The 17,696-nt window shown below is 66.0% G+C and carries 15 protein-coding genes; 4 read left to right on the plus strand and 11 right to left on the minus strand.

Features of this window, described 5'->3' with window-relative positions:
* Positions 1 to 234: 234 nt before the first annotated feature.
* The 3 genes from U0177_RS22745 (at position 235) to U0177_RS22755 (ending at position 3,462) form a co-directional block, all read left to right on the plus strand.
* Positions 235 to 1,032, plus strand: a complete 798-nt coding sequence (locus U0177_RS22745; RefSeq protein WP_409572966.1) for an ABC transporter permease — start codon at positions 235 to 237, stop codon at positions 1,030 to 1,032.
* Between the two features lie 64 nt (positions 1,033 to 1,096).
* Complete coding sequence (locus tag U0177_RS22750; protein WP_409572967.1) at positions 1,097 to 2,326, plus strand: MFS transporter; 1,230 nt, start codon at positions 1,097 to 1,099, stop codon at positions 2,324 to 2,326.
* Between the two features lie 65 nt (positions 2,327 to 2,391).
* Positions 2,392 to 3,462, plus strand: coding sequence for a serine hydrolase domain-containing protein (locus tag U0177_RS22755; RefSeq protein WP_409572968.1), 1,071 nt, complete (start codon positions 2,392 to 2,394; stop codon positions 3,460 to 3,462).
* An 86-nt stretch (positions 3,463 to 3,548) separates the two neighbouring features.
* Here U0177_RS22755 and U0177_RS22760 read toward each other — a convergent pair whose 3' ends face one another.
* From U0177_RS22760 to U0177_RS22800, 9 genes are all read right to left on the minus strand, one after another.
* Entirely contained in the window at positions 3,549 to 4,736 is a 1,188-nt protein-coding gene (locus tag U0177_RS22760) for a rhamnose ABC transporter substrate-binding protein (RefSeq protein WP_409572969.1), read from the minus strand.
* A gap of 269 nt (positions 4,737 to 5,005) precedes the next feature.
* Positions 5,006 to 5,971 carry an ABC transporter permease gene (locus U0177_RS22765; protein WP_409572970.1) on the minus strand — a complete coding sequence of 322 codons (966 nt, stop codon included), beginning with the start codon at positions 5,969 to 5,971 and terminating at the stop codon, positions 5,006 to 5,008.
* A 139-nt stretch (positions 5,972 to 6,110) separates the two neighbouring features.
* Positions 6,111 to 7,157, minus strand: coding sequence for an ABC transporter permease (locus tag U0177_RS22770; RefSeq protein ID WP_409572971.1), 1,047 nt, complete (start codon positions 7,155 to 7,157; stop codon positions 6,111 to 6,113).
* 105 nt (positions 7,158 to 7,262) lie between these two features.
* Positions 7,263 to 8,798, minus strand: coding sequence for a sugar ABC transporter ATP-binding protein (locus U0177_RS22775; protein ID WP_409572972.1), 1,536 nt, complete (start codon positions 8,796 to 8,798; stop codon positions 7,263 to 7,265).
* Between the two features lie 72 nt (positions 8,799 to 8,870).
* Positions 8,871 to 9,194: an L-rhamnose mutarotase gene (locus U0177_RS22780; RefSeq protein ID WP_409572973.1), complete on the minus strand. Its 324-nt coding sequence runs from the start codon at positions 9,192 to 9,194 to the stop codon at positions 8,871 to 8,873.
* Between the two features lie 151 nt (positions 9,195 to 9,345).
* Positions 9,346 to 11,640: an alpha-L-rhamnosidase N-terminal domain-containing protein gene (locus U0177_RS22785; RefSeq protein WP_409572974.1), complete on the minus strand. Its 2,295-nt coding sequence runs from the start codon at positions 11,638 to 11,640 to the stop codon at positions 9,346 to 9,348.
* Between the two features lie 254 nt (positions 11,641 to 11,894).
* A complete protein-coding gene (locus U0177_RS22790) occupies positions 11,895 to 12,881 on the minus strand; it encodes a uroporphyrinogen decarboxylase family protein (RefSeq protein ID WP_409572975.1) in 987 nt (328 codons plus the stop codon).
* Positions 12,882 to 13,012: 131 nt separating this feature from the next.
* On the minus strand, positions 13,013 to 14,074 hold the full coding sequence (locus tag U0177_RS22795) for a DUF4037 domain-containing protein (RefSeq protein WP_409572976.1): 1,062 nt from the start codon (positions 14,072 to 14,074) through the stop codon (positions 13,013 to 13,015).
* A gap of 60 nt (positions 14,075 to 14,134) precedes the next feature.
* The gene (locus U0177_RS22800) at positions 14,135 to 14,902 is read right to left on the minus strand and encodes a DeoR/GlpR family DNA-binding transcription regulator (protein WP_409572977.1); all 768 of its coding nucleotides are present in this window, start codon (positions 14,900 to 14,902) and stop codon (positions 14,135 to 14,137) included.
* Positions 14,903 to 15,332: 430 nt separating this feature from the next.
* Here U0177_RS22800 and U0177_RS22805 point away from each other — a divergent pair, with 430 nt between their 5' ends.
* Positions 15,333 to 15,707 (plus strand): CBS domain-containing protein, encoded by a 375-nt coding sequence (locus U0177_RS22805; protein WP_409572978.1) that lies wholly within the window; start codon positions 15,333 to 15,335, stop codon positions 15,705 to 15,707.
* Between the two features lie 488 nt (positions 15,708 to 16,195).
* On the opposite strand, the gene U0177_RS22810 is transcribed toward U0177_RS22805, so the two are convergent.
* Both U0177_RS22810 and U0177_RS22815 read right to left on the minus strand, forming a co-directional pair.
* Positions 16,196 to 16,726, minus strand: coding sequence for a GTP-binding protein (locus U0177_RS22810; RefSeq protein WP_409572979.1), 531 nt, complete (start codon positions 16,724 to 16,726; stop codon positions 16,196 to 16,198).
* A 108-nt stretch (positions 16,727 to 16,834) separates the two neighbouring features.
* Complete coding sequence (locus U0177_RS22815; protein WP_409572980.1) at positions 16,835 to 17,656, minus strand: DUF4388 domain-containing protein; 822 nt, start codon at positions 17,654 to 17,656, stop codon at positions 16,835 to 16,837.
* Between the last annotated feature and the right edge of the window lie 40 nt (positions 17,657 to 17,696).

The following is a 17,696-nucleotide window of genomic DNA, read 5'->3' on the forward strand; positions in this document are numbered from 1 at the left end:
ACACTTTGGTTGCAGGCTGGCACTCTACAAGCGCCAACTTGCACCAAGAAAGAGATAAACGCACGCGGTTGCTTTGCATCTTGATGCAGCGCTTTTGCCTGCGGCAGCATGGTACTCATAATCCTTGTGTGCGGTTGTTCCGCGCGACGCGCGGCAACAACCGCACACAGATACACAGAAAGTACCGCTCTGCCGAAGGCTGAGCACGCCAGCTGCGTGCATCCAAAGAAATATATGATCAAACGTTTCGCAAACTACCTCGGCCTGGCGGCGGCCTACACCCGCCTGAACCTGGGCGCGCAGCTCGAGTACCGTGGCGCGTTTGTGTCGCAGGTGGCCGCGATGATCCTGAACGACAGCGTGTGGGTGGTGTTCTGGGTGCTGTTCTTCACGCGCTTCCCGGTGCTGCGCGGCTGGAACGTCGCCGACGTGATCACCGTGTGGGCCATGGCCGCGGCCGGTTTCGGGCTGGCCCACGCGATCTACGGCAATGTGCTGGCGCTCGCCACGCTGATCGCGCAGGGCCAGCTCGACGTGTGGATGCTCTACCCGCGCGCGCTGCTGCCGCACCTGCTGCTCGGCCGCATGAACGCCAGCTCGTGGGGCGACGCGCTGTTCGGCTATGGCGTGTACCTGGCGTTTGTACGGCCCGACCTGGCGCACTTCGCCATGTTCGTGGCGCTCACGCTCGCGGTGACGCTGCTGTTCGTGGGGTTTGGCGTGCTCACCGGCAGCCTGAGCTTTTTCGTGGGCAATGCCGCCGGCCTGGCCGACCAGTGGCGCTTTGCCATGATTACGTTTAGCACCTACCCGGCGGTGCTGTTCGAGGGCGCGATCAAGCTGCTGCTCTATACGCTGGTGCCGGCCGGCTTTGTGAGCTACCTGCCGGTGCAGGCGCTGCGCGAGCTTTCGCCCGGCTACGCGCTGCTGACGCTACTCGGCGCGCTGGGCATCACGGCGGCCGGCGTGGCGCTGTTCTACCTCGGCCTGCGCCGCTACGAGTCGGGCAACCTGATGGAAATGCGCGGGTGAGGCCGGCTTGAAAGTTTGAAGGTTTACACCTCGCAACTTGCCAACCTGTAACCGGAACCATGCCATGCAACAATCGAGCGCCCTGGGCGAAGCGGCGCGGCGCCGCGGCCTGATCGCCATCCTGATCGACATCTTCTTCATGTGGGGCGGCTTCTTCATGGTCGTGCCGCTGATCTCGGTGCACTTCGTCGACGACCTGGGCTGGTCGGCGGCGTCGATCGGCCTGGTGCTTGCGCTGCGCCAGCTGATCCAGCAGGGGCTGACGCTGCCCGGCGGCATGCTCGCCGACCGGATCGGCGCGAAGGGCTTGATCTGCGTCGGCATGCTGATCCGCTGCGCCGGGTTCGCCGGCATGGCCTGGGCCAGTTCGTTCCCGCTGCTGCTGGGCAGCGCGGTGCTGGCCGCCGTCGGCGGCGCGCTGTTCGAGTCGCCGCGCGCCGCCGCGATTGCCGCGCTCACCACCCCCGAGAACCGCGGGCGCTACTTCTCGCTGCAGGGCATCGTCAGCGGCCTGGGCATGACGCTTGGCCCGCTGCTGGGCGCGCTGCTGCTGCGCTTCGATTTCGCGGTGGTGGCGCTGGCGGCGGCTAGCTGCTACATCGTCACCTTTCTCGTCACGCTGCTGATGCTGCCGCCGGTGCAGGTGGCCACCGAGCGCCGCAACCTCACCTACGGCGTCGGGCTGGCGCTGCGCGACCGGCCATTCATGATCTTCAATGTGCTGCTGATGGGCTACTGGTTTATGTGGGTGCAGCTGTCGATCTCGCTGCCGCTCGAGGCGCGCGCGGTCGCCGGCACCTCCGACGCGGTGAGCTGGGTGTATACGCTCAACGCCGGCATGAGCGTGCTGCTGCAGTACCCGCTGCTGCGCCTGGCCGAGCGCCGGCTACGGCCGCTGCCGATCTTGCTGCTGGGCGTGGCGATCATGGCGCTGGGGCTGGGCGGCGTGGCATTCGCCGGCAGCACCGCCGCGCTGCTGCTGTGCGTGGCGCTGTTCTCGGCCGGGGCGCTGCTGGCCGGGCCAAGCCAGCAGACCGTAGCGGCCGAGTTCGCCAACCCGGTGGCGCTTGGCTCGTACTTTGGCGTGAACGCGCTGGCGCTGGCGCTGGGCGGCAGCCTCGGCAACTACAGCGGTGGCCTACTGTACGGCCTGGGCCGCCAGTACGCGCTGCCCGCGCTGCCATGGTTCATATTCGGCGCCGCCGGGCTGGCTACCGCCGTGGGCATGCTGCTGCTGCACCGCTGGCAGGGGCGCGCGGCGACGGTGACGGTAGCTCTGGATACGGCCCCGTAGGCCCGCCGCGTCGGCGCGTCATGCGTTAATGCCTTTTACGTTTTATGCACTCCAAGGAGCTACTTATGCCCTTCACCGCCGAGCTCGATCGCTACTTCGAGCAGCGCACCGCGCAGGATCTGTTTTCCGGCGTGGCGCTGATCACCCAAGGCGCACATACGCTGTACGCGCGCGCGTTTGGCTACGCCCAGCGCGGCTGGCACGTGCCCAACACGCTTGGCACGCGCTTCGATACGGCTTCGATCACCAAGCTGTTCACGGCCGTCGCGACGTTGCAGCTGATCGAGCAGGGGCGGCTGACGTTCGACACACTGGTGGCCGAGCGGCTGGGCCTGGTCGGCACCGCGATCTCGCCGGCGGTGACGGTGGAGCAGCTGCTGACCCACACCTCGGGGATTGGCGACGACGCCGACGAGGAGGCCGGCGAAAGCTACGAGGATGTATGGAAGACCAGGCCAAATTACTCGGTGACCGAGACGCGCGACTTTCTGCCGCAGTTCGCGTACAAGCCGGCCAACTTCGCACCCGGCCAGGGCTGCCGCTACTGCAACTGCGGCTACGTGCTGCTTGGCCTGCTGATCGAGACGATCAGCGGCATGAGCTACCGCGACTACGTGCGCGCGCATGTGTTCGCCCCGGCCGGCATGGCCAGCTCGGATTTCCTGCGTATGGATCGGGTTCACCCCAACCTGGCCGAGGGCAGCGACCCGATCCGCGACGCGGATGGCGTGATCAGCGGCTGGAAAAAGAACATCTACTCCTACCCGCCGATCGGTTCGCCCGACGGTGGCGCGCACGTCACCGCCGCCGACCTCGACCGCTTTCTGCGCGCGCTGCTGGCCGGCCGGCTACTCTCGCCTGAGCTGACCGCCGCGTTCCAAAAGCCGCAGGTGCTACGTAAGTCGTACGACGGCTGGAGCCAGATGTTTGGCTACGGCCCGTGGTTTCATGTCACCCACCAGGATGAGGTCGTCTGCTTCGAAAAAGAAGGCTTCAACGCCGGCGTCAGCGGCCTGATCCGGCACTTCCCGGCGCTGGATCTGAACGTGGTGCTGCTGTCGAACATGTCGGCCGGCGCGTGGCAGCCGATCGGGCATATGCACAAGATGGTGGTCGAAGGCAAAATATCTCGATAGCCTTATCTTTTTACCACCAAGACACCAAGATTCTGAATATTTAAAGAATCTTGGTGTCTTGGTGTCTTGGTGGTTACTTTCGAAACTTACTTGTCGACGTTATCCTTGTTATAGACGGTAAACGGCCCCATCAGCACGCGCAGGCCCTTGTCGCGCGTCGGGTCCTTCTCGATGGTGTAGCTGCCCATCCGCCCGGCCTTGAATGTTTCGCCGGCCTCGCCCTTCAGCGCGCCGGTGGCCAGCATGTACGTGGTGTAGTATGTCAGGTAGCCGAGGTCCTTGAACGACCACAGCGCGAACTGCGGCGCGCAGCCGTTCTTGGTGTAGCTGGCCATCTCGGCCGGCAAGCCCAGCCCCGACACCTTCACCTTGTCGCACAGGTTCTCGTCCTGCATCGCCTTGGCCGCCGCCGCGATCCCCACCGTCGTCGGCGCCATGATCAGCTTCATGTCCGGGTACTTGTCGACCAGCGCCAGCGCCTGCTTGTAGCTCGTCTCGCTCTGGTCGTTGCCGTACACCACGTCGAGCAGCTGCAGCTTGCTGTACTTCGCGTCCTTGAGCGCGTCCTTCATCGCCGCGATCCAGGCGTTCTGGTTGGCGGCGTCGGGCGAGGCCGACAGCACCGCGAACTTGCCGCCATCGGCGCCGAGGATGGAGAGCGCCATATCGGCCATGACCTTGCCGGTCTCTTTGAAGTCGACCTGGGCGATGAACACGCTCTCGCCGTCGGCCGAGGGGATGGGCGAGTCCCAGGAGACGACCTTGATGCCGGCGTCGGCGGCGGCCTTGGCGGCAGGGGCGATCTGGTCGCCGGCGTTGTTGGAGATCATCACCGCGTTGACGCCCTGGGTCTTGGCGTTGGTCACGATCTCGATCTGGCCGGCGACGCTGTTATCGGCGGTGGGGCCGGTGAAGTTGAGCGCCTCGGGGTTCTGCAGCTCCTTGGCGGCCTCCTGCGCGCCCTCGTTCGCCTGGTCGAACACCGCGATCCCCAGGAACTTCGGCAGCAGGATCATCTTCAGGCCCTTGCCGGGCGTGGCCTTCACTACGCCGCCGGCAGCCGGCGCGGCAGTGGGCGCCTCGGCGGCTTTGGTCGGCTCGGGCGCGGCAGTGGGCGCCTCGGCGGCTTTGGTCGGCTCGGGCGCGGCGGCTTTGGTCGGCTCGGGCGCGGCGGCCTTGGTCGGCTCGGGCGCGGCGGCCGGCGTGCCGCCGCAGGCCACCAGGATAAACGTGGCGATCACCAGCAGCGAGATCAGCTTCAGGAACCTGCTCATACAGCTATCCTTTCGTATGCGAAGTCCGCGGCGGACTTGTGTCGACAACGGTGCGTTCAGACTGACGTTAGGCCTCCTTTCACCTAAGATTTATTACCAAAATTATCCGCAGATTACACGCATTGCGCAGATTAGCAATCCTATCGGGTTCATAAAAGGGAGGAGGTTTTCTTTAGGGCCGCGCCCCTTGGCCCCTGCTTTTTATGATTCATTTAGGGTTGCTATAATAAAAATGACACAATCCGTGTAATCTGTGCGATCTGCGGAGGTCAAGCTCTACGCTGTAGCGCCCCTCGCGCCGCGCGCGCCCAGTTTGGCACCAGCACCGACAGGATCAGCAGCGCGCCGATCACGCCGGTCTGGGTGTTGCCGGTGATATTCACCAGCGACATGCCGTTGCGCAGGTTCAGGATGATCAGGATCGACAGCAGCACGCCCACCAGCGTGCCGGTGCCGCCGAAGATGCTCACGCCGCCCAGCAGCACCATGGTGATGATATCGAGCTCGAAGCCCTCGGCGGTGTTGCCGCGCACCGCGCCCAGGCGCGCCGCCAGCAGCAGCCCGGCCAGCGCCGAGACAAACCCCGACGCGATATACAGCAGCATTTTCACGCGCTGCACCTTCACCGCCGAGTAGCGCGCCACGTCGCGGTTAATGCCGATCACATAGATGTAGCGCCCAAACGCCGAGCGCTGCAGCACGATCACCGCCAGCACCACCAGCGCGAAGAACAGCACCAGCGCCAGCGGGAACGGGCCGACCAGCGGCTGCTGGCCCAGCGCGTTGAGCCAGGGCGGGAAGTTGCCGATCGAGCGGTCGCCCAGCAGCACGCGCGCCAGCCCGCGGTAGCCGATCAGCCCGGCCAGCGTCACCGCCAGCGAGGGCAGCCCGACATACGCCACCCAGTAGCCGTTGAACGCGCCGCACAGCACGCCCACCAGCAGCCCCGCGCCGATGCCGATCGGCGCGGGCACGCCGCGCTCGTAGAGCGCCGCCAGCACGCACGCCGCCAGCCCCATGATCGACGCCACCGACAGGTCGATCTCGCCGTTGATGATGATCCCGGCCATGATCAGCGCGATGATGATCTTTTCGATCGAGAGCTGCAGCAGATTGATCTGGTTGTCGAGCCGCAGGTAAAATGGCGACTGCGCGATGTTAATGATCACGATCACCACCAGTATCGCCAGCAGCAGCCCTTCCCAGCTGCGCAGGCGTGCCCAGACACGACCCATGACACTATACCTTTCAGCGATCGGGGCGAGCGAATTGGGCGAATAGGCGCCAGGCGCTGCCCGCCACGGGCACGCCGGCCGGAAACGAGCTATGCTCCGCTGCGCCGTTGCGCCGCCGTGGCAGCGCTCTGGCTTATCACTACGATGTCCGGGCGGTCTCTGCCGGCGCGGGCCGTGCCTGGGCGTCGCCGCGCGCCCACAAGCGCCGCAGCCGCTCGACGATCACCGCGTCGGTGGCCACAGCCATCAGGATCAGCAGCCCCTGGATCGCGTCGCGCCAGAACTCGCTGATCTCCGGCCAGCGGATCAGGCTCTGCTCGAGCGTGTTGATCAGGATCGTGCCAAGCAGCGCGCCGAGCATGGTGCCCGAGCCGCCAAACGTAGTGACGCCGCCCACCACCACCGCCGCCACTGCCTGCAGCTCCATGCCCTGCGCCGCCACCACGGTGATCGTGCCGAAGCGCGCCAGAAACATAAACCCGGCCAGCCCCGACAGCGCGCCGCACAGGATGTAGGCCGCCAGCAGGGTGCGCTGCGCCGGCAGCCCGGCGGTGCGCGCCGCGTCGGGGTTCGAGCCGATCGCGTACAGCCGCCGCCCGAAGCGCAGGTAGCTCAGCGCCAGCTGGAACGCCAGCACGATCAGCAGCGCGGCCACCACCATCACGCGGATCTCGATCGCGCCGATCTTCAGCACATTCGCGCTCGATAGGTCGACCAGCCACTTCGGCAGCGAGTCGGTGGTCACCGTCTTGGCCCCCGAGTAGTCGACCAGCAGCGAGCGGTAGATCGCCAGCGTGCCGAGCGTGACGATAATCGCCGGGATCTTGCCGTAGGCCACCAGCAGGCCGTTCAGCAGGCCCATGATCGCGCCAACGCCAAGCGCCAGCGCCAGCGCGGCCAGCGGCGCCATGGCGTTGTTCGCGGCCAGCTGCGTGCCCACGAAGTAGGCTGTGAAGCCGACAATCGAGCCGACCGAAAGGTCGATGTTGCGCGTCAGCACCACCAGCGTCTGCCCGACCGCCACCACCGCGAGGATGGCCGCCCCGGTGGAGATGCGGGTGAAGGTGCGGCCGCTGTAGTAGCCGTCGATCTGCGTGCCGAAAAACAGCACCGCGCCGCCGATCAGCAGCACCAGGCTCAGCTCGCGGATCTGCTCGGGGCGAAACAAGCGCCTGATCGAGTTCATACGTTCTTCCTAGCGGTGCTTCATTTTTATCTGTGTGCAGTTTTTCTGCGCTGCGCGCAGAAAAACTGCACACAAAAGGATGACTAAGTACCATGCTGCCGCAGGCTAACGAGCAGCGGCGCCAGCCGCCTGCCCCATCGCCGCAGTCATCACCGTCTCTTGGTTTGCCTCAGCGCGGCTGAAGATGCCCATCTGGCGGCCCTCGCGCATCACCAGGATGCGGTCGCTCATCGCCAGCACCTCGGGCAGATCCGACGAGATCAGGATGATGCCCATGCCCTGCGCCGCCAGCTCGTTCACAATCTGGTGCACCTCGGCCTTCGCGCCCACGTCGATCCCGCGCGTCGGCTCGTCGAGGATCAGCAGCTTGGGCTTGGTGTTCAGCCACTTGCTCAGCATCACCTTTTGCTGGTTGCCGCCCGAAAGCTTGCCGGCCTCGATCGCCACCGACGGCGCGCGGATGGCCAGGCGCTTGCGGTACTGCTCGGCGATAGCCACCTCGGCGCTGTGCTTGATCAGGCCGAGCCGCGTCAGGTAGTTGCGCAGCGTTGGCAGCGAGATGTTCGCGCTGATCGACATCGGCAGCGAGAGCCCTAGCTGGCGGCGATCTTCGGTCACATACGCGATCCCCAGCCGTAGCGCCTGCTCGGGCGAGCGGATCTGCACGGCCTGGCCGCCAAACACGATCTCGCCGGCGTCGGCTGGCTCGATCCCAAACAGCGCCAGCCCCACGTCGGTGCGGCGCGCGCCGATCAGCCCGGCGAAGCCCAGCACCTCGCCGCGGTGCACCTCGAAGCTCACGTTCGCGAATGCGCCGCTCTTGCCCAGGCCGCGCGCCGCCAGCAGCACCTCGCCGCGCTCGGCCGTGCGCTTGGCGAAAAACTCCTCGACCTTGCGCCCGACCATGTCGCGGATCGCGCCCTCGGGCGTCACCTCGCGCGCCGGCTTCGACGAAACCAGCTTGCCGTCGCGAAACACCGTGATCCGGTCGGCTAGCGCGAACACTTCTTCCATGCGGTGGCTGATGAACAGGATCGCCACGCCTTGGTCGCGCAGGGTGCGCATCAGCTTGAACAGCTGCGCCGCCTCGTGCGCCGAGAGCGATGCGGTTGGCTCGTCCATGATCAGCACGCGCACCTGTAGCGAGATCGCCTTGGCGATCTCGACCGTCTGCTGCGCGGCCAGCGTCAGGCCGCGCGCCTGCGCCCGCACATCCAGCTTCACGTCGAGCTTGGCCAGGATCGCTTCGGCCTCGCGGTACAGCTGGCCCCAGCGCACCACGGCCCCGGTGTCGCGGTGGGTGATGAAGATGTTCTCTGCCACGTTCAGGTCGGGGAACACCATTGGCTCCTGGTAGATCGCCGCGATGCCGTAGGCCTGCGCCTCTACCGGGCTGCCGATCGCCAGCGGCTGGCCGCTGAGCAGCATCTCGCCCTGATCCGGCCGGTGGATGCCGGTCATGATCTTGATCAGCGTGCTCTTGCCGGCGCCGTTCTCGCCCAGCAGCGCGTGGATCTCGCCGGGGTACAGCTCGAGCGCCACATCATCAAGCGCCTGGGTGGCGTCGAAGCGCTTCGAGATGTGCCGCATCTCCAGCACTGGCGTTAGCTTTGGTGTTTCTGACACTATTCGCTCGCTCATCATTGGTGGCTAAGCCGCAACGGCCGCTTCCCCCTGCCGCTCCTCGCACAGAGAGGGAGCGGCACCCAGGCACTAGTCGAGGTGAAACACCTCGGCTAGCTCGTGCATCATCTCGTCGGCGTGGGTGCCGCCCAGGCCCTCGAAGTACGGCGCCATGAACTCCTGCCACTTGGCGTTGATCTGTTCCTGGGCCATGCCCGCGCGCGCCGCGTCGAAGCTCTCGGGCGTCTCGAAATAGCCGAACAGCAGCCCGTCGCCGCGCATGAACAGCGAGTAGTTGTGCCAGCCGGTACGCCGCAGCGCGTCGAGCATCTCGGGCCACACGCGCTCGTGGTGCGCCTTGTACTCTTCGATCTTCTCGGGCTTCACTTTCAGCAGGAAACCTACTCGTTTCATCGCTGTGCTCCCTGGTGGCGCCAAGGGCGCCAGCTGCGTACGTCATATCTTCATCACTCTGGTTTGCCCGTCGGGCAAACCAGAGTAGCCGGGACTGAGGCACGCACATACCTATATCAACGCTGTGCCCTCTGTGCCTCTGTGGTGATATTTATAGCCCGCCCCGAGCGCGGGCGACCTCGGCCAGGTGGTAGAGCGGGTGGGCCGAGAAGGCATGGCAGCGCGATCCATCCGCGAAGTCGACATTCCAGTTCTCCCAGGTGGTCGGCTCGCCCGCGCCGGCCCAGCGCCCCCAGCGCCGCCGGATGATCTCCAGCACATCGGCGCCGCGCCCGCCGCGCCGCAGCGCCTCGAACAGGTAGTGGTGCATGAACGGGCTGGCCAGCACGATCTCGCCGGGCCGGTGCTCGTCGCGCACATCCAGCGAGCGCGCGGCGATTGCGTCGAGCAGCGCGGGCCATTCGCCCGGCAGGGCCGCGCCGGCCACGATCGCCAGCGCCGCCGCCAGCTGCGAGCACGTGGTGCGCGCCAGGTCGTCGTGCCAGCGCTCGCCATCCCAGAACGCCGCCCGCGCCGCTGCGCTTAGCGCATTGGCCCGCGCGCGCCAGCGCGCCAGCGGTTCTGCCGCCAAGGCTCCAAGACTCCAAGATTCATCCGGCGAGGTGCGCGCCAGCTCGCTTGAAGCTTGCCCCGCGAACCTTCGCGCCTTCGCGTCTTGGTGGCCGATCAGCGCTTCCGCCAGCGCGATCGCGCAGCGCAGCGCCAGCAGGTAGTGCAGGTTGTACACCGCGCTCGGCTCGCCGCGCGCGAGCGGCCCCCAGTCGAGAAACAGCCGCCGCCCTGGCTGGCTGATCAGCAGCCCGTCGGCATTCACGTCGCGGTGAAAGCGCTCGAGCAGCGCGGCCAGCGTGGGCCACATGCCCGCGACGAACTGCTGATCGCCGGTGAGTGTGTGGTAGAGCCGTAGCAGCTCGACCCACACAAAGTTGTAATCCACCACGGTGTAGGCGTGCGCCTCGCTCGGCAGCACGCCCGGCAGCACGCCGTCGGCGTAGGCGCCCTGCGCCGCCAGCTCGATCGTGCGCCGCAGCGGGCGGGTGTCGTCGCTCAGCGCGCTCATGATCAGCGCTTGCGGCAGCGCGTCGCCGAGCCACTGCGAGCTTTCGCGCCAGGCGCAGTCGACGAAGCCATCGGCCAGGCAGGCCCGCAGCGTGTTCTCGCACATCGCGGCCACGCGCGCCAGCAGCGGGTCGGCCGGCTCGGGCCGGCGCGCTACCTCCAGCGGGTACTCGCTCGCTCGTACGTGGAAGCGCAGCCGCAGCGCGCCGCCGCCCGGCGCGGCCAGCTGAAACAGCACCAGCCGCCCGCCGCGCAGCGCGAATGTCTCGGCCTGCTGCGCGCCCGGCCGCAGCCTGAAGCGGTCGGTCAGCCGCACACGGCAGTAGGTCGCCGGGTCGGAGATCACCGGCTCGGCGCTGTTATTCACCACAGCGGCGCTGAGGGCGCCGAGATGTGTATGTTCTGGTCGCTCTGCGTCCGCTGTGCCTCTGTGGTGGTCGTGCAGCTTATCCAGGTAGCTGACGCTCAGCAGCTCGCCGCCGCGCGCGCCCTGCACCTCGGCCCAGCCCTGGCAGGTGTAGCCGCGCCCCAGCTCGAACAGCCAGTACACCGCCGTGCCGGCGCTCAGCACTACGTCGAACCAGCCGTCGCGCGTGGCAGCCGGCGCTACGGGCCTGGCCTGCTGCCAGCCAGCGCGCAGCGCGGCGTGCGCGTCGTGCGCCAGCTCGGCCGGGTAGGAGCCGCGCCGCGCTGCCAGCAGCGTCAGCGGCAGCTCGCGCTCGGCCAGCGGCGGCAGCGCCCGCGGCTGCGTGGCCGTCCAGGGGTAGCCGCCTGCCAGCGCCACCACGCGAGCCATGGCCCAGCCGCTGGCGTCGTACTCGGGCTGCTGCCAGGGCTCATCCAGCGCCATGTCGCGCTCTTCCACGCCGCTGCCGTAGATCGACACCCGCGGCACCAGCGCGCCGAACGAGCGGTCGCGGCGCGTGCGCCAGCCCGTGTCGGTTGCCAGCGCGGCCGTGCCGTCGCACTCGAGCCAGGCGAGCAGGCCGGCGGCGGCGCGGTGCACATACGCAAAGTGCGAGTAGCCCGGCTGGTACACCTGCGCCGCGATCGTGTTTGGCCCGGCGCGCAGCAGCCCGGCCACGTCTACGCAGTCCACCACCTGGGCGTGCGGGTAGCCGCGCGCCGGGCCGCGCGCCGCGGGCTGGCCGTTCACCCACAGCCGGAAGCGGCTGTCGGCGCTGATGTGCAGCGGCGCGCGCTCGGGCTGCTGCGCCAGCGTCAGGCTGCCGCGAAAGCACAGGTACGCCTCGTGCAGGTCGAACGGGTGATCCGAGCCGATCCAGAATGCCTGCGGCGGGGCTAGGTTTTGGTTGGCTGGGATCATCGTTCTTTTCGGCTCCGCACTTCCTCTTTTATTTGCGGGCTGCGCGCAGCCCCGAATTTCTTTTTGTGTTGGACTGCGTGGCTTCGCCACGCAGTCCAACACAATCTGTAGGTGGCAGGGCTTACGCGGTCGCCTGCGCTATCGGCTTGTTCTGCCTGCGGCAGCATGGTACTCCGCTTCCTTTTGTGCTGAGATTTTGGCGCTTTGCGCCAAAATCTCAGCACCATCCATGAGCGGAATGACCCGGAACATCTTCACGTAGATGAGCCATACTGGCGCGCCAGCTGGTTCACCAGCCGGTAGGCCCGCACCAGGCGCAGCGGCGGGATGTCGGGCTGGATGAAGTGCCCGCCGTTGAAGATAAAGCCGCCGCCCGGCGCGTAGATCGCGAAACGCTGCGTAATATACTCGTCGAGCGCCTCGCCCTCGTAGGCCAGCAGCCCGTCGATCACGTCGAGCGAGCCGTAGATTGTGATCTTGTCGCCGTAGCGCTCTTTGATCGTGCGCGGATCCATGCCGGCGCTCTCCTGCAGCGGGTGCAGCGAGGTGTAGCCGATCTCCACCAGGTCGTCCATGATATCCATGATGTAGCCGTCGCTGTGCAGGTTCACCGGCAGCCCGCGCGCGCGCGCGTGGCGCACCACCCGGCGGGCGTATGGCGCGATCATGCGGCGCCACATGCGCGGCGAGAACAGCATGCGCCCGTTGCTGCCCCAGTCGTCCGAAAGCGTGATCATGTCGACGCCCGCGTCGGCTACGCTGTCGACCAGCCCGCACATCCAGTCGGCGTAGCGGTCGAACCAGGCGATCATGCGCTCGGGCTCGGCGCCCAGGTTCATCCAGCAGTTCTCGATGCCCAGAAACGAGCTGGTGCCTTCGACCATGCCCCACATATGCGCCACGATCGCGCGCTTGCCGCCCTGCTGCTCGATCGCCTGCCGCACGTTCAGGCCGGCGAAGTCGTCGTTCCAGCTGGTGTGTTCCAGCCACATCGCGTCGCGCGGGTCGCGCAGCGCTATCTCGGCCAGCTCGCTCACGTCGAAGCGGCGCCCGTACTGGTTTGGCCAGGGCACGAAGCCCAGGAAGATGTCGATATTGAATTCGTCGAGGAACTGCTCGCGCGGGCCATACTCGGCCGCCAGCTTCTCGACGAACTGCTTCTGGTAGAGCCAGCAGTCGATCGGCGTGCGGTCGGTCGGCTGGTGCGCGAGCGTCGCGAGTACGCGCTGTTTCGCATCCATATCGTCACCCAAGGGCGTAGGGGCGCAGGAAGCCGCGCCCGTGCGGTATCATGGCATTTGGCGATATTCTGCGGCTTTGCGGTTTCCCATCGCTGCCTGCTGCCTCCTGCCTCGTGGTTTCTGCCGGGTGGCTACTCGCCCGTGGTTTCTGCGCGCAGATTCAGCAGCCCCTGCCACGTCGGCATGTCGAGCGTCGCGACATAGCTGCTGTGGAAGCTTTCCCAGTGCACCTGATCCCACACCGGCACGATCGGCGTCAGCTCGCTGGGCAGCTGCTTCAGGATCTCGGCGTAGGCGCGCTCCATCAGGCGGTAGCCCGACGACTCCGAGCCTGCCAGCGGCGGGTGCGGCGCGATGGTTCGATCTTCGACCATGGCCTGGTCGAGCACGTCGGAGATCTGGTCGAGCAGCGCCAGCTTGCGCTCCCACGACGTGCTCAGGCGCACCGCCTCGCTTACCAGCGTGCCCATGCGCCCGGCCATACGCGGCAGCTGGTTGAAGCTGTGCAGCAGCCATTTATCGTACGGGAAGTAGGTGCGGTCGAGCAGAAACGCCAGCTGCACGCCCAGCCGGATGGCCCGCGCAAAGGTGATCGTGGCGTACAGCTCGTTCTCGCGCAGCAGCGCGCGCTTGAGCGCGTAGGCGCCCATGCCCGAGTAGTAGCGGCACCAGTGGGCGATCCGCCGCAGCCGCACCGGCTCGGGGTAATACGCCTGCAGCGCGGCGCGCACTGCGCTGAACTGGCCGGCTGGGTCGTGCCAGACCTCGCCGGCCACAACGTGCGTGATATCTTCTTCGGGGATGCTCAGCCACTCGGCGTAGCTCGTGGGCGGGTGCGCCAGCCCGATCGTGCGCTCGAGATGCCCCTCCAGGCTGGTCAGCTCGAGGCCGCCCCATTTGGTGTAGCCTTCGCGCAGCGAGTGGCCGCGGAAGCTGGCCGGAAGCTGGGCGCTGAGCGCCTGCATCAGCGGCTCGGCGCGGCTGCGGTATAGCGCCTCGGGCATCAGCGCGTTGATCCGCAGGCCCCAGTGGTGGTCGCGCGAGTGCTCGTCGTCGAGCCGCAGCACCTCCGAGCCGTAGCCGAACACACCGAACACCATCTGCGCGGCCTCGTCGGCAAACTCGCGCGCCAGGATCGGCATGACGATCTCGTCGAAGAACTCGTGGCTGATATCGATGATCGAGTCGCCCATGGGGAACACCTCGTCGTGTTGGCAAGTGCGCGTGTCCGGTGGTAGTTCGTATGCCGGCGGCTAGCCGCACAGCGTAAACGCGATCCCGGCCTGCCGCAGCCGCTCGGCCCAGTCTGGCGCGAGCGAGCGGTCGGTCAGCAGCATCGAGATCTGCGCCATGCGCAGCGAAGGCGTCAGGTCGAGCTTGCCGAACTTGCTGGCGTCGATCAGCGCCACCACCTGCGTGGCCGACTCAACCGCCTTGATGCGGAATTGGGCCTCGTACACATCGACCTCGGTCATGCCGTTTTCGGGCGTAAAGCCGCTGCACGAGACGAACGCGGTTTTGATGCGTATGTCGTGCAGAAAGCGCTCGCTCCACGGCCCGATCACCGAGTCGATCCCCGCGCGCACGATCCCGCCCACCAGGTTCACGGTGTTGGTCGGGTTCTGCGCCAGCATGCAGGCCACCTCAATGCCGTTGGTCACGATCCGCAGGTTGCGCCGGTCGAGCAGGCAGCGCGCCAGGTGGTACACCGTCGAGCTGGCGTCGAGCAGCAGCGCGTCGCCGTCGCCGACAAGCTCGGCCGCGCGCGCGCCAATCATGTGCTTGGCGGCCTCGTTGGTTTTCACGCGCCCGGCAAACGCCGCACCGCGCGGCAGGCGGCTGCTCGTCGGCACGCCGCCGCCATGGACGCGGATCACCTGCTTTTCTTCCGCCAGCGCGTTGAGGTCGTTGCGAATGGTGCCCTGCGATACGCCAAGCTGTTCTGCCAGCTCGGGCACGCGCAGGGTTGGCTCGCGCTGCATCAGGGCCAGAAGCTGCTGCCGGCGGTCAATGGCTTTCAAACAATCACCTGCGATTGCTCAAACGGCGGATCGTGCGGGCGCAGCAAGGCGGCGCGCTGGTGTGCTGCGTCTCGCACTACCGGGGATGCCAGGCATCCGGTAGATGTATGAATTTACTTTGGTTTAACGAGGGAACAGTATGCGCGGATTATACGGACTGTTGTAGATTTTGTCAATAGCAACAAACTCGCCCGGCTCGATCATGGCGATTTTTGTTGTTTGGTTGTCGATTTCGCTAAAACTGCTGCGGCGCCGTAGAAGGCCGCCTGTGCCTTCGATTGGCTGGCGCCAGCATACGCGCTGTTCTATGGTATCTTACTGCTGGTCATTATTCTGAATGCGCTGGCGGCGCTGATCCTGCTGATCCCGCAGCCTTGCGCCGGCCGAAGTAGCAGCCGCGCGGCTCGCGCGCTACCGAAGGAGCAGTGCTATGCTCGTGCGCGATATCATGACGCAGGAAATTACCGCGCTCTCGCCGGCAGTGTCGATCGCCGACGTCGCCGCGATCATGCGCCAGCTCGACATCGGCTCGCTGCCGGTGATGCAGCAGGACGCGCTCGTCGGCATCATCACCGACCGCGATATCGTGGTGCGCGTTGTGGCCGATGGCCTCGACCCGCACATGGAGACGGTCGAGTTCCACATGACCCGCAACCCGATCGTTGCCGCCCCCGACTGGACGCTCGAGCAGGCCGCGCAGCTCATGCTGAGCCGCCAGTTCCGCCGGCTGCCGGTGGTCGATCAGGGCAAGCTGGTGGGCTACCTGGCGCTGCGCGATCTGGCTGCCCGCCCCGCCGGCGCCTGATGCCAACTCCGCTTGATGACGTACACTTTGGTGGGGGTTGAGGGCGACTTCGCCGCCCCCAAATTTCGTATTGTATTGCACTACGTGGCTTCGCCACGTAGTGCAATACGATCTATACGTGATCAAGCGAACAGCGTATAATACCAGCTCCGTTTGATTACTTGTGCTTTCTTGTGCGGCCCGGCAAAGCCGGGCGCCGCACAAGAAAAGAAATTTCGGGGTGGCTTCGCCGCCCCCGAACCCCACCATAATCCAAGCGATCAGCCGGATTTGGTATAAAGTCCTAAAGAAATTCGGCGGTGGCGCAGCCGCCCCGAACCCCACTGCAGAGCATGTGGCATAAAACATCCCCCGATCCTCGCGCGAGGATCGGGGGATGGTGTGTGCGCCGTGCTACGGCTGAAGGCGCATCCTATGGTGAAGAGCAGCGCCCGCCGAAGCCAGGCACCGCAGCCGAAGGCCGCTCGGCAGCCAAGCCGCGCCGGGTGCTATTCCTCGCTCTGCTGCAAGATCACATACAGCAGCTCGAGCAGCACCTGCTTGACGCTCTCGCGATCCGAGGCAATGCACGGCAGCACCTTCACCTGCGGCGGCAGGCGCAGCGCCAGCCGCAGCTCGTCGGGCGACCAGGCATTCGGCTTGTCTTGCTTGTTTGCGGCTACCACATATGGCGTATCGCGGTACGAGACGAAGAACTCGATGATCCGGTTGGTCTCGCGGAATGTCTCGGGCCGGGTGCTGTCGACCAGGATCACCAGGCCGAGCATGCCCTCCGACAGGATCTCCCACATGAAATCGAAGCGCTTCTGCCCGGGCGTGCCGAACAGGTGCAGCACAAGATCATCGGCGATCGCGATCCGGCCGAAATCCATCGCCACAGTGGTCTCTTTTTTGATCAGCTTGGTGTCGTCGGTCGCCTTCCGCTCGGTCGAAACGACCTCGATCTCGCTGATGGCCTTGATGAACTCGGTTTTGCCCGCGTTCACCGCGCCGCTGATAACCATTTTTACCGTCTGCACACCGGCCCTCCGCTGCGGTGTAGTGCCTTAAACGACCGTTGCCGGCCAGAAAGACATACGGCGCTCTATTCGCATACCTTGGCGCTCGGGCGAACGCCGCGGCGAGCATCACATCCCACGAATCCGATTGATAATCCGCGAAACCAGCCCGCGCTTCACCTTGGGCGCTTCGGCGATAGGCCGGCCGCCGGCAGGCACCGGCAGCGGCTTGGGCTTCCTGATCACATCGACCAGGCCGGCAGTCAGGAAGCCGTACACAATACGGCAGACATCAAACTCGCTCAGGTTGGTCTTCTGCGAGATCTCGGCCAGCGTGTCTTTGCCATTGATACGCGCGAACACCCGCCACTCTTCAGGGGCGAGCTGCACGCCTTTGGCTTTATCGCCGGGCTGCTCGACAAATTTAACGATCATGTCGGTGCTGGGGATGCGATCTTTGATGCGCCCCCACTCGTCGATCCGCCGCACCCCTTCCATGATCAGGTGCTCGACCGGCAGCGGCACCGGCATGATCGGCGCCGTCGGGTCGGGGTGCTGGTTCTGCTCGAACTTAAACTCGCCGTCAGGCCAGCCGAACAGCCCATACACCGACTCTTCGATGTGCTGTTGCAGGATCTTCTGCAGTTCGTCGCGGGTGATGTAGTGCAGCTCGGTGAGCACCTGCGAAAGGCTGGCCCCGCCATCGTTGCGCTGGGTATCGAGCGCCTGCTGCGCCTGCGAAGGCGAGAGCTTGCCCTTGCGCAGCAGCAGCTCCGTCACCGATGCGGCTTGATCCTTGCGCGAGGCAGTGATCAGCTTGCCCTTCTCGAAATACAGCGAGGCTGCCTCGTCGAGCCGACTCAGGTGAAGACACCCGGTTTTGTAGCCGCGATCGACGAGGTACAGAAAATCTGAAAGGCCGAAATCCCGGATGTTACCGACCAGCGCCATTGTCGTCCTCCGCTCACAGGCGTGAGTGGTTAGTGTGCAT

Origin of the sequence: Kouleothrix sp. (assembly GCF_046328425.1) — a bacterium.
Lineage (GTDB): Bacteria > Chloroflexota > Chloroflexia > Chloroflexales > Roseiflexaceae > Kouleothrix.